The sequence below is a fragment of the Moorella sp. E308F genome, assembly GCF_006538365.1.
Classification (GTDB): Bacteria; Bacillota; DSM-521; order Neomoorellales; family Neomoorellaceae; genus Neomoorella.
Map to the genome: position 1 here is coordinate 292328 of NZ_BJKN01000001.1, position 12234 is coordinate 304561.

The following is a 12234-nucleotide window of genomic DNA, read 5'->3' on the forward strand; positions in this document are numbered from 1 at the left end:
CGGCGTCTGTAAAATTAGGAAAAAACGAAAGGAGGCATAATCCATGCATCACGCTCAAAAACCCCTTAAGTCCCTGGCCCTGCTGGCCCTTTTCTTCCTGCTGGCGGGGTTCTTCCCCGCCGCCCCGGCCGGGGCGGCTGATGTAACTATTTTTGTCGACGGCCGGGAGCTAAACCTGGAGGAACCGGCTGTTATCCAGGACGGCTACGTCCTGGCGCCCGTACGGGCCCTGGCACAGGCCCTCCGGGCGCAGGTAGCCTGGAAGGAGGCGAACAGAGAAGTAATAATAACCGGGCCGCAGACAACCATCAGGATGGTCGCCGGCAGCAAAGAGGTATTTAAAAACGATATAAAGTACACCCTGGCCGTACCCGTGCAGATACGCAACGGCCGCGTACTGGCGCCGGTGCGCTTCCTGGCGGAATCCCTGGGCGCCGGGGTCTCTTGGAACAGCCTGACCCTGACGGTAGCCATCACCACCCCGCTGCCTGCGGTACCGGAACGGGTATACGCGGCGCCCTTCCCGGCCAGGGTGGCCTTCACCGCCAACAACGACCTCTGGCTCCTGGACGGCAGCCAGGCCGGGGCCGGGCCGGTCCAGGTGACGAAGGACGGTGCCGTGCAAATCCTGGGCTGGTCCCCCGACGGCCAGTGGCTGGCCTACCTGCAACGGGAAAAGCAGGAAGAGTGGGCCGCCAAGCCTTACCTCTGGGTGGTTAAGGCCGACGGGAGTGGCGCCTTCCAGGTAGACCCGCGGCCGGTACTTGGGCAACCGGCATGGTCGCCTTGTGAAAATACCCTGGCCTACAGCACTGGCGGTCCCGGCGGCGGCTACGCCCCGGACATGAACTTGAAGCTAGCCACCATCAAAGACGGCCGGGTACAGGTAATGGCCTTGCTGCCGGACAGAAGCGAGCTGGTACAGGACTTCGCCTGGGCTCCGGACGGCCAGAGCCTGGCCGTCTCCCTGCCGCGCACTGAAGATCAGCCTCTGCGTATCGACCGCCTGACCTTGAAGGGCGAACGCAGCAACCTTCTAACCCTGGGCGAGGCCGGCACCCCCATAGGTGAGGTCTACCCCTCCTTTGCTTATGGTTTTAGCTGGTCGCCCGGCGGCCGCTACCTGGCCTATCACCTGCACCCCAACTCGGCGTCCCTGGCCGCCGACGGCGTTGACCTTCAGGTCCTGGACCTGGAGCAGCCCGGCAAGCCCCTGGACCTGGGGGTAACACTTAATTACTCCGGGTGGCTGGCCTGGTCCCCGGACGGCAGCCGGTTAGCCTATATCCGGGGCGGCGGCCGGGATACCACTATTGACAAGCGACTTACCATCGTAGACCTGGAGGCCGGGGGTAAGATCATCGATTACGGCCAGGCCGGCCAGGTAGACACTATGCCGGTGTGGCTGCCCGCCGCAGATGGCGGCGTCCTCTTCTGCCGCGGCCCGGAGAATAAGTACTGGAAGGGCAACCAGGAAAACGACGCCCGGGTCCTGGTGCCCGGCCAGCGCATTTGGTGGCAGAAGCTTGATGGTAAAGCCGTGCCCGTAACCTCCGGCCCGGCGGGCTCCGCCGACTACTACCCCTCAGTCTCCCCGGACGGCCAGAATCTTACCTACTTGCGCCTGGACCGCCGCGACAGCGGTTCCCTCTACCAGCAGCCCCTGGCCGGCGGCCCGGCGGTAGAACTGGTGCGGAACGTAACCGGCTCATCCGGTTACTACGGCAACTACCAACCTGCATGGGTGAGCATCTACTACCTGAACCAAACCGCCCGGGTAAGCGGGAAACTGGTGGTCAGCGACGTGGAAGGCCGCCACTATGAGCTGGAAACAGCTCAGGGGCGCCTGGTCCTGGTGCCGGACAAAGATTATCCTGCCGCCGCCCGAGACCTGGAAAAATACGCCGGCCAGGAGGTGATGATAACCGGCGTTATTACCCGGGAAGCCAGCCTGTACATGCGCGGTCCCTTACTGCGGGTTCGGTCCGTCATCCCGGCCGGTGGCATACCGGCCCCTGCTGCCCGGCTAACCAGCTTTGCCATTGACCGGCCCAACCTGGTGGTTAAGGGCCGGTATCTGGCCCGGGTGGAGATCTGGGCCATACCGGCGGGAACGGGTATAACGGAGAAGGATTACACCCTCCTGGGCCCGACCGTCAAGAAAGTTGAAACCGGCGGTGAACAGGTCTGGATCTTCCCCATCCCTAAAGAAACCATCCTGGCTACCGCGCTCTTTGCCCGGGGCTATGATGAACAGGGTCGCGATGTCGGCAGGGTCGCCCTGCCTGTCGAAGGCGTCACGGCATTGAATAAAGCCCTGGGAACTGTGAGCAATTAACCATCTGACTGCTAAAGCTTTAGCTCCGGTCAACCGGAGCTAAAGCTTTTTAGTTAACATGTCTGGCGGCGGCCTCGCCAGACAGGTTCGCTGATAATACTTGAGCCTTTTACCCCTTTTAACCGCTGCGACGGTATAGTACAATAACACCAATTTCCCTTGACAAACAAGCTGACGAAAGTTATATTGTGGTTAATTAGATTTGTTTCTAAATATCCCGGAAGGGAAGGATGAAAGGCCATGGGGTTAAACACCCTTTTCAAGGCCCTGGGCGATGACACCCGCCGGGAAATCCTGCGCCGGCTGGCCAAGGGTGATATGGCCGCCGGGGAGATTGCCGCAGCCTTCGACCTCTCCTGGCCGACCATCTCCCACCACCTAAGTGTCCTTAAGGAGGCAGGCCTGGTGCAGGATGAAAAAAGGGGCCAGTACGTCATCTATTCCCTGAACACCACTGTTTTTCAGGATATTGCGGGATGGCTGTTCGACCTGCTGGGGACAATAACAGAAAGGCAGCCAGCTAAAAAAGGGGAGGCGCATAAAGAGAATGAAAAATAAGTATCGGGTTACCGGGGGAACGCTGGCCCGCGACTGGCCCGCCCTGGTGGTCCTGATGGCCATGTTCGTCGCCGGCATCCTGCTTTACCCCCGCCTGCCGGACCTGGTCCCGGCCCACTGGAACTTCCGAGGCGAGGTTGACAATTACTTCAACCGTTTCTGGGGCGCCTTCGCCCTGCCCCTGATGACCGGAGGTATCTACCTGCTCCTGCTTTTCGTCCCTTACCTGGATCCCAAGCGGGAAAACTATCCCCGCTTCGACCGGGCCTACCAGATGGTACGCCTGGGACTGGTCTTCTTTATGGGGGTAATTTATACCACCATCTTGGTCGTGGCTTTGGGCGGCCCGGCCAACCTGGTCGGCCGGGTTGTACCCCTGGCGGTTGGGTTGCTCTTTATCCTGATCGGCAACTATCTGCCCCAGGCGCGTCACAATTACTTCTTCGGCGTCCGTACACCCTGGACCCTGGCCAGTGAGGAAGTCTGGCGGCGTACCCACCGCTTTTCCGGTTATGCCTTTATCGTGGCCGGGTTCATGTTCATCGTCGCAGCCTTCCTGCCGCCGCCGGCCAACTTCATCCTTGGCATGGCCGGCCCGGCCACAGCTGTCATTGGTACCATAGTCTATTCTTATCTGGTCTTCCGTCGGGTGTCGGCCTAAAACACTCGGCGGAAAGGTATGGTTTCCTGTACCGCTTAATAAATGGTGAAGGCGGGGTATAAACCAGCGGCAGCAGACAGCAAACGGCCCGGCATTATTGCCGGGCCAATTTAAAATCAAGTCCGGGAACCTTGTTACCAGTAAATTTCATCCCCAGGTTCATGGGTATATTGTGAGGAGGTTGGGCTTTAGCGACGCTCGAGGGGCTTCTTGCGGCCCTGTATTTCTATTATTTTACATAGTTTACATTATCTTCTTTAATCCTATCTACAGCAAATTTATCACCTGCTTTATAGCCTACGGCTACGGCGCACATAACTTCGTAACCTTCAGGGATACCCACCCTGGCAGCCAGTCCCTTATCGGCTGCAAAGGCGAGCTTAGGGGTAATCAGATAGCAGGAACCCAGCCCCAGAGCTGTTGCGGCAATAGTCATGCTGGTAGCAGCGCAGGATGTGGTGGCCAGGCTATATGGCCCTTCCGGTGCAGAAAGAAGGAACAGGGTAGGGGCGCCATAGAGAGGTTCATAGCCCGGTAGCGCGGCACGACTCATTAAAAACTCATTGCCCGAGTTCTTCATGGCTTCCAGAGCGAGATTTGAAATGTGCTGCAGCAGTTCTTTGTTTTGCACCACCGTAATATGATAGGGACCGGCGCTGGGAGCATTTTGACCGGCAGCTACGATGGCCGCTACAGCTGTATCAGGAATCTGGTCATTTTTGTAGTCCCGTACACTCTTTCTTTTTGCAATGGCTTCCAGGGCGTCCATAGTAACACTCCTTTATTCGTTTTATAGGCGATTATCCCGCCTTCATCTGGCCTGATTTACGTTGTCCCCTCCGGCAGATCGCAGGTCAGCAAGGTTTCCGAGGCTTCATCAGCCATAACTACCAGGCCGCCATCCGGGTCGGCGATCAGGCTGTTTCCCAGGCTCACCATGCCAATGTGGCTGCCCACGGCGTTGGCCAGGATGACGTAGCAGTGGTTCTCCACCGCCCTGGCGATGGGCAGGGCGCGGTTTTTGGGCAGCTTCCAGCGGGCCTCGCCTGGTTGGTAGTAGTGGGCGGCAAGGATGAACAGAGCTCGGGTCCCTTCCCCCGCAATCTGTCGGGCCAGTTCGGGATAATTCTGGTCGCGGCAGATGATGACCCCGAATTTTTCCCCATTATAGTTAAAGACCAGGTGCCCGGCGCCCGGGGTAAAATAGCGGGCCTCGGCGTCCGTCAGGTGGATCTTGCGGTAGTTATGGACGCTGCCGTCGGGCAGGAACACCGAAGCGGTATTGAACAATCGTTCGCCGGCAAACTCGGCCCGGCCGACAATCAAGCCCACACCCAGGTCGGCTGCTGCCCGTGCAATCCTGTCCAGGCTACCCTTCAGTTCCTCTTTAAAACCGGGCCGACCCAGGACGGCCGGGTTATATCCCGTCAGGCCCATTTCCGGAAAAGCCAGGAGCTCAACGCCCCGCCCGGCTGCTTCCCCGGCCAGGCGTAAGATTGTCGCCTCATTGACCGCCAGGCTGTCGGCGATAAACATCTGGGCAGCACCTAGTCGCAAAGTCATCGCCCCCGTGGTAAAGGCTGTGCTGTGCCTGGTGCGCTTGGAGTCAGCGGTACTTCCGGTGCCGCCAGGGCCTCGGCAGGCACCTGGATCTTTACGCCGCTGTTATACCGGTAATCCGTAACCTTCATGTTGATGGTCATGGTTTCCAGGGGCACGGTTTCTCCCTGGTATTTATCCGCAAAAGCGACCAGGCCGTTCATTTCCGAGGCATAAGTAAGGTTGTCTTCCACGCCGATGGCTTCCACACCCCAGAAGGAAATGGACTTCAAGACGCCGCCGGCCTGGTTCAGGGCCTGCTCCATCTCCGGGGTCAACCCACCGGGCAGGGCCTGCATCAAGGCCTGCCAGTCGTCAATCCGGCCGTAGTAGGCGATACGGTGAACCTTATGCCCGTTCTCTATACCTTTGCCCAGGTACCGGAAGTGGAAACTGTCCTTTAGCCCCGGCGGTAACCCCGCGGCATTCCTGCTCTGTTCTACCAGGGTTTGCAGATCCGGTAGAGCTTCTTGGGGTAGCTTCATCCACTGGGGTTTTTCCATACCGGGAACCTCTATCTTCTGGTACATAGTGCCGTCCACCAGGTACTGTTCCATGGTCATCTGCATCTTACCGCCCGCTAACAGGTCTTTACCGGGCAGTTTCTCTACCGGCAAGCGAAGGGTCATTTCCACCTTCTGGTGCAGGTTCAAGGGATAGCTGAACTCGCTCTCGATATTGCCCTGCATGGAAACCCCGGAAACCCCAGATACTTTCCCGACCGCCTCAGGCCGCAAACGCGCGCTTATAGCCATGCTGCCGGCGAATTTCACGTCTTTGACCTTAGCCTGGGCCTGCTGGGGGGCCTGGACAATCTTTTCCGCCTCCGGGTCGCTGCCAAAAACCCTGGCCAGGAAAGCAACGCCTTCATCCACGGTCAGGATCGCGGCCGCGTCCTGGCCGGGCTGCAGCAGGCCGGCCCGTACCAGCCAGGCATAGGGGGTGTAACCCCAGCTCTCCCGTCCCAGGGACCCATTTACATCCGGCGCGGCGACACCGTCCGGCAGCCCCAGGACCCGGGATGCCATCACCGCCGCTTCCAGCAGGGTGACCGGCCGGTCGGTGTGCAGGCCGCCGTCGGGGTAGCCCCTGATGACGCCCTTTTCTTTCAAAGCCATTACTGCCGGGCTGTACCAGGCATCCCCCCGAGTGCCAGCAGTGTCGGCCGTCACCTGCATCCCCGCCGCCCGGGCCAGGAGGGCGGCAAACTCACCCCGGGTCAGGGTTTTCCCCGGCGCCGGAGCCTGAGGAAATACCTGGCGGAGCTGGTCGCCGGTGACCGTCCCGGCCAGGGCCGCCGGCACAAAGGCCAGGATCAGGCCCACGGCCAGTAGCAATGCCTGAAACCACTTTTTCATACTTTTCCCTTCTCCCCTTTCGCTGTTCTTCCCCCTGTACCTCTGTTATTGTTTAGTAATTCTCTACCCTGCCAGATTTCTCCTGCCTGACGGAAAATTTTATTGCGATTGCGGAAACCAATTTTTCCGGCTCTATGTCAATAGTTGTGGGATTAAATTTTGAGGGCAACATCCCAGGAAAATTTTCTTGATGAAATGATTACGATTCCTAAAACCAAAACTTAATCGTTTCAGCATTTTGCTTAAAGTATTCTTGCCTTCTATATAACCATTGGTGTACCGGCGGCCTTGCTGGGTGTATCTAACCAGGTTTAATATTTCTGACCTCCAGAACTTAATAGTACGAGCCCATACCCGTCCCTCTACATTTTCAGCGCATTCTGCATTTATAAGCCAACGGCTTAAGGCAATTTCTGCCTCTTCAACCCGGTCCATCTTTATGATTTGTCTTAAATCTTCTTTTAGCTGGTATAGTTCATAGAGGGACGGGTATTTATTCTTAATTTCTTCTAGCTGCTGTTGTTGTCTGGAAGTAAGTTTTTCTTTAGCCTTGAGCAAGGGTAGGCGAGGTATATTCTCCTTGCCTGCTTCTTGCTCTATCTTGCGTGCTTCATTTAAGCGACGGTTGGCATCCTGAATTACATGGAAAGGGTCTACTATTATCCTGGCTGAAGGAAAGATTGCTTTTATTAACTTGCGCCAGGAGTCTTTCATGTCAATTACTACTGCTTCTACTTTAACCCCGGCTTTTTTGAGCCCCTCCAGGTAAGCCTTTATAGTTGCTTTCCTGTCATCACCCAAAATCGTCAAAGGCCTCTTATCCGGTTCCAGGCGCCCTACTACGCATACATAATCATTCCCGCTAAAGGACAGTTCATCTAAGGTTAAGACTATGGGCTCTTGAGTATCATCTGCTGGAAGACCGGACTGGATATACTTGTCTAGTAATCTTATAACCCTATTAGGAGTAAGGTGTAATATTCGGGCTGCATAGGTAAAGCTCATCCTCTGGGCATAATACACTACTGTCTGCACTCCTAGTTTTGTAAATCTGGCCCAGGGGATGGTATTCGGAGGACGAAGGGTAAAAGTCTTATGACAATGGTAACACTTATACCGTACAGGAACCCAGGATAAAAAAATCCATCTCCCGTATAAAAAAGCGTGACGAATTTTCCTTTCTTGGGGCTTCCGGTTCTTCTTTAAAATGCCGTGCTTATGTAATTTGCCTTTGTTACATGCAGGGCATAATGCTGGCGGCTCTAGCGTCACCCTTAACACAATATCTTTACGTTCCTGCCGTTCTCCTAAAATGGACTGGAGTATTTTATCAAAATTCTCTTGTCCCTTGAGGGTGATCGTGCTATTCTTATTCATGGGGGCACTCCTTTCCTAATGGGGTTTTTGTTTGCTAACATTTGATTTGGATGTGCCCCCCTCTTTTTCCTCCTTTAACTTCTAAAATCTCTTCTCCTCTGTCCTTCTATCTCTTCCTATCCCCTCCCACACTTTTTATTATAGAGCCATTTTTCCTTGACAGGGACCGGCACTCCCTGTTATGCTATAAACAACTAAACTTAACACATGAGTTGAGCTGAGTATTGAGTATAGTTTGAGGAGAGACGAGACTGGCCGGAGTTTTAGGCAATCACAGCCTGGCGGTTTTCGTCAGGCTGTTTTTTATTTATCCAGCCGTTCCGGGGCTGCAGCCCCGCCGGCAGTAATAATTCATTATCAGGGAGGTCGTATTAATGGAAGAGGTGAAAGTAACGCGGGTAGAAAAGCAGGGGCTGCAGGCCATGGACGTGGTCGTGGTGGCCGTCCTGCTGGCAGCAGGCGCAGTACTCAGGATGATCACCCCGCCCTTCTTTGGCATTACCCCCAACGTAGTCATCGGTATGTATGTCCTGGCCATCATGCTCCTCAGGCCCCGCCTGCCGCAGGTGCTGGGGATCGGCCTGGTGGCAGCCGCCGTTTGCCAGCTGACCACCAAATCCTTGCTGCCCTACTTGAATTTTGCCAGCGAACCGGTAGGAGCTATTGTTACCGCCCTTTTACTCTACCTGCCCTTTGACAAAAACAGCTTCTTCAGGGTAGTAAAACCCCTGGTAGTTACCTTCCTGGGTACCTTTGCCAGCGGTTTTACGTACATTACTATCTTTAAAGCCATAACTCTCTTTGCTACTTTACCCAAAAATCCAGCTTACACTTATCTTCTCATGGTAGTTATTGTTACCGGCATCTTTAACGCCATCCTGGCCCAGGTACTTTATTTCCCCTTAAAACAACTGCTGAAAAATGTTTAACCTGACAGAGCGTAACAGCGCGGAGGCCGGTTCATGGAACCTATTATTAAGGTAGAGAATTTTACTTTTTACTATCCCGACAGCCAGGTGCCAGCCCTGGCCGGAATAAACTTAACCGTCCAAGAGGGAGAATTTTTAGGCCTGACCGGCCCTACCGGTGCCGGCAAAACCACCCTGGCCCTGGCCCTGAACGGCATCATCCCCAATTTTCAGGGAGGCCGTATGGGCGGCAGGGTAATGGTTGCCGGTTTAGACACGGCAAAAACCCCCTGCGCCCGGCTGGCCGGGGTTATCGGCAGCGTCTTCCAGGACCCGGAAGCCCAGCTGGTGGCGGAAGTAGTCGAGGATGAGCTGGCCTTCGGCCTGGAAAACCTGGCCGTCCCCCGGGAAGAAATGCGGCAGCGCATTGGCGCCGCCCTGGAAATGGTGGGCATCGCCAGCCTGCGCCACCGTAGTTTACGGGAATTATCCGGCGGCCAGAAGCAAAAGGTGGCCATTGCCGCTGCCGTGGCTTTAAGGCCCCGGGTGCTGGTGCTGGATGAACCTACTTCCGAACTCGACCCCCGGGGGACCTTGGAAATATTGGCCCTCCTGCAGCGGCTCAACCGGGACTATGGTATAACCATCCTGTTGATTGAACAAAAAATTAGTGTCCTCGCCCCCCGGGTCCCCCGGCTGGTCTGTCTTAACAAGGGCCGCATCGTGGCCGATGCCAGCCCGCGTCAGATCCTGGCCCAGGAGAAATTGACGACCGAACTGGGCCTGGAGGTACCCCCGGTGACAGCCCTGTTCCGAATGCTACGCCGGGCCGGCGTCTATCACGGCGACCTGCCCCTGGAGGTAGACGAAGGCCGGCGGGAACTGGAGCGCCTGCTGGGGCACCAGGCGTCCAGGACATAGCAACCTATATCTGGAGGCGCAAAAAAAATGATCCGGGCTGAAAATGTAGAGTTTACTTACCCCAACGGTTTCCAAGCCCTCAGGGACCTGTCTTTTCATATCCGGTCCGGGGAATTCGTGGCCGTCATCGGCCAGAACGGCGCCGGGAAAACCACCCTCCTCAAGCTCCTGAACGGGCTTCTTAAACCCACAGCAGGCAGGATCCTCATCGGCGGCCTGGATACGTCCCGAGCGCGGGTGGCTGAACTGGCGCGCAAGGTAGGTTTCCTTTTTCAAAACCCGGATCACCAGATCTTCCTGCCCACCGTCAGGGAAGAACTGGCCTTCGGCCCTAAGAATTTAGGTCTCAAAGGGGCGGCCCTGGCAGATAGGGTGAAGGATGCGGCTGCCGCCGTAGGCCTCACTCCTTACCTTGACGTTAACCCCCGGCAGCTCAGCAAAGGCCAGCGCCAGCGGGTGGCCCTGGCCTCCGTCCTAGCCATGCAGCCGGAAGTCCTGGTCCTGGACGAACCCACCACCGGCCAGGATTACCGCGAAGCCCTGGAAATAATGAGGCTTGTCAAAAAGCTGCACCAGCAGGGCCACACTGTACTCCTCGTCAGCCACGATATGGAAATGGTGGCCCGCTTCGCCAGCCGGGCCCTGGTCCTGGGGGAAGGGCGGCTGCTCCTGGATGGGCCCGTGGCGACAGTTTTTGCCCGGGAAGATATCCTGAACGCCGCCGGCCTCGTACCTCCCCAGGTCATCCAGCTCGCCCGGCCTTACCAGGAACAGGGACTCCTGCGCCCCGTCCTGACGGTAGAAGAATTGTATGCCGAAATTATCGCCGCTTTAAGGGGTGAGGTAGATGACCGGCAAGTCCTTCCTGCATAAACTCAACCCCCTTACCAAAGTCGTCTGGTCCCTGGCCGTTATTACCCTGGCCTTTGTCTACCAGAACCCCCTGCCGCTCCTTGGCCTCTGGGCCTCGGTCCTGGCCGTCGCCCTGATTGGTAAAGTGTTGCGGGAAATCTTGCCCGCCATCCGGGGGCTGATCATCTTTGCCGCCATCTTTTTCCTCTTTCAGGTCTTTTTAATCGACGAGGGCCAGGTTGTTTTTACCCTGGTACCCGGCACCGGCATCGGCCGCATCACCGACGTAGGGCTCAAGGCCTGCACCATGCTCGCTTTAAGGATGCTGGCCATGACTTCCACCATTCCCGTTCTCCTGGCCACCACCCCGCCCAAGGATATGATTGTCGCCTTTGTGGAAAAACTCAAGGTGCCCTATACTTACGCCCTGATGCTGGTAACCTCTTTAAGGTTTATCCCTACCCTGCAGGAAGAATTGAGCCTGGTCATCCAGGCCCAGCGGGCCCGGGCCTACGACCTGGAAGGCCGTAATATTATCAAGCGCTTTCTGGCCCTCATCCCCCTGGCCATCCCTCTCCTCCTCATGTCCGTCCAGCGGGCCCGGACCATGGCCATCTCCATGGAAACCCGCGCTTTTGGCGCCGGCCCCCGTACCAGCCTGCACACCTCGACCTTCCAGTTACTGGACATAGGGGTAATCTCTTCGTGCCTGCTCCTGACAGTTATTCTCGCGGTTGTATCGCTGCGTTAAGATTATCCACCCGGTAATGCATTAGCCCCGGTATTGTAACCGGGGCTAATGCGTTTTTTGGCATCAGGTATCGGGCGAGTTTTAATGTAAAAGGATTTCGGGGATTCCTTGACTGGAGTTATTTTTAAGTATATACTTAAGGTAAACTTAAGTTCTAACTAATACCTTCTTGGGGGGAAACGCATTGGAATTTGCCACTAGCAAGGAGCTACGTATTTATACCGGAAAGATATTAGAGAAGGTTAGGGCTGGGGAACGTTTTGCCATTACCCATCGGGGTAAGCCTGTGGCATGGCTAATACCCTTTGAAAATGACACTCCCGAAGAATTTTCCCCTCTCCCCTATCATGAGGCGTGGGCAGATATTGAACGGGCCCTGGAAGCCAGCGAGCCATATTACCCTGACTGGCACGAAGCTCTCAAGGAAAGCAGGAGGCAAAAGTGATATTCGTAGATTCTGATGTATTACTAATCGACCTGCGCTATCGCCGTGACCCTAAGTATAAAGAAAACGCTGCTTTTTTAGCCGGGCTCAAGCATGGCAAGCAACAGGGTATTACATCGATCTTCAATGTTTTAGAGGTATGTGGTATCCTTTCCTATAACTTAAACGAGCAGCAGCTATTAAACCTTTATTGTCATTTGCCGACCCATTACAACCTGCAAATTTACCCGCCCTCAAAGGAGTACCTGCCGCGCCTAACAGTAAAAAGTATCCTGGCCATCATAAGCAAAAAGGCCAGCTTTGGTGATGCACTGATTATCTATACGGTACGAAACATGGGTCCACTGGTATCGCACTATGTTAGCTGGAACGCCAGGCATTTCCTCCAGCAGTTGTCCATACCAGCTTTGACGCCAGCAGAGGCCCTGGAAGCTGGAATTTTAGCGGGATAATGCACATCGAGAAA

13 protein-coding genes are annotated in these 12234 nt (G+C 55.9%); 9 read left to right on the forward strand and 4 right to left on the reverse strand.

Annotated features, from left to right (window positions below):
• Positions 1-43 precede the first annotated feature (43 nt).
• From E308F_RS01355 to E308F_RS01365, 3 genes are all read left to right on the forward strand, one after another.
• Positions 44-2338, forward strand: coding sequence for a stalk domain-containing protein (locus E308F_RS01355; RefSeq protein ID WP_141262892.1), 2295 nt, complete (start codon positions 44-46; stop codon positions 2336-2338).
• Between the two features lie 240 nt (positions 2339-2578).
• Positions 2579-2896, forward strand: coding sequence for an autorepressor SdpR family transcription factor (locus E308F_RS01360; RefSeq protein ID WP_141262893.1), 318 nt, complete (start codon positions 2579-2581; stop codon positions 2894-2896).
• Positions 2886-3557 carry an SdpI family protein gene (locus tag E308F_RS01365; protein ID WP_141262894.1) on the forward strand — a complete coding sequence of 224 codons (672 nt, stop codon included), beginning with the start codon at positions 2886-2888 and terminating at the stop codon, positions 3555-3557. The genes E308F_RS01360 and E308F_RS01365 overlap by 11 nt, the downstream gene beginning before the upstream one ends.
• A 229-nt stretch (positions 3558-3786) precedes the next feature.
• Here the strand turns inward: E308F_RS01365 and E308F_RS01370 are convergent, their stop codons facing one another.
• From E308F_RS01370 to E308F_RS01385, 4 genes are all read right to left on the reverse strand, one after another.
• The gene (locus E308F_RS01370; RefSeq protein WP_141262895.1) at positions 3787-4326 is read right to left on the reverse strand and encodes a nitroreductase family protein; all 540 of its coding nucleotides are present in this window, start codon (positions 4324-4326) and stop codon (positions 3787-3789) included.
• 56 nt (positions 4327-4382) lie between these two features.
• Complete coding sequence (locus E308F_RS01375) at positions 4383-5114, reverse strand: carbon-nitrogen hydrolase family protein (protein ID WP_141262896.1); 732 nt, start codon at positions 5112-5114, stop codon at positions 4383-4385.
• A gap of 2 nt (positions 5115-5116) precedes the next feature.
• Complete coding sequence (locus tag E308F_RS01380) at positions 5117-6514, reverse strand: S-layer homology domain-containing protein (RefSeq protein WP_141262897.1); 1398 nt, start codon at positions 6512-6514, stop codon at positions 5117-5119.
• Between the two features lie 132 nt (positions 6515-6646).
• Complete coding sequence (locus E308F_RS01385) at positions 6647-7891, reverse strand: ISL3 family transposase (protein ID WP_141262898.1); 1245 nt, start codon at positions 7889-7891, stop codon at positions 6647-6649.
• 374 nt (positions 7892-8265) lie between these two features.
• Between E308F_RS01385 and E308F_RS01390 the strand changes: the two genes are divergently transcribed.
• The 6 genes from E308F_RS01390 (at position 8266) to E308F_RS01415 (ending at position 12220) form a co-directional block, all read left to right on the forward strand.
• Positions 8266-8820: a tryptophan transporter gene (locus E308F_RS01390; RefSeq protein WP_141262899.1), complete on the forward strand. Its 555-nt coding sequence runs from the start codon at positions 8266-8268 to the stop codon at positions 8818-8820.
• Positions 8821-8853: 33 nt separating this feature from the next.
• Positions 8854-9720 (forward strand): energy-coupling factor ABC transporter ATP-binding protein, encoded by an 867-nt coding sequence (locus tag E308F_RS01395; protein WP_141262900.1) that lies wholly within the window; start codon positions 8854-8856, stop codon positions 9718-9720.
• A 27-nt stretch (positions 9721-9747) separates the two neighbouring features.
• The gene (locus tag E308F_RS01400) at positions 9748-10593 is read left to right on the forward strand and encodes an energy-coupling factor ABC transporter ATP-binding protein (RefSeq protein WP_141262901.1); all 846 of its coding nucleotides are present in this window, start codon (positions 9748-9750) and stop codon (positions 10591-10593) included.
• The gene (locus E308F_RS01405) at positions 10568-11323 is read left to right on the forward strand and encodes an energy-coupling factor transporter transmembrane component T family protein (protein WP_141262902.1); all 756 of its coding nucleotides are present in this window, start codon (positions 10568-10570) and stop codon (positions 11321-11323) included. The genes E308F_RS01400 and E308F_RS01405 overlap by 26 nt, the downstream gene beginning before the upstream one ends.
• A gap of 184 nt (positions 11324-11507) precedes the next feature.
• Positions 11508-11768 (forward strand): type II toxin-antitoxin system Phd/YefM family antitoxin, encoded by a 261-nt coding sequence (locus tag E308F_RS01410; protein ID WP_025773319.1) that lies wholly within the window; start codon positions 11508-11510, stop codon positions 11766-11768.
• Positions 11765-12220: a hypothetical protein gene (locus E308F_RS01415; protein WP_141262903.1), complete on the forward strand. Its 456-nt coding sequence runs from the start codon at positions 11765-11767 to the stop codon at positions 12218-12220. The genes E308F_RS01410 and E308F_RS01415 overlap by 4 nt, the downstream gene beginning before the upstream one ends.
• Positions 12221-12234: the final 14 nt, after the last annotated feature.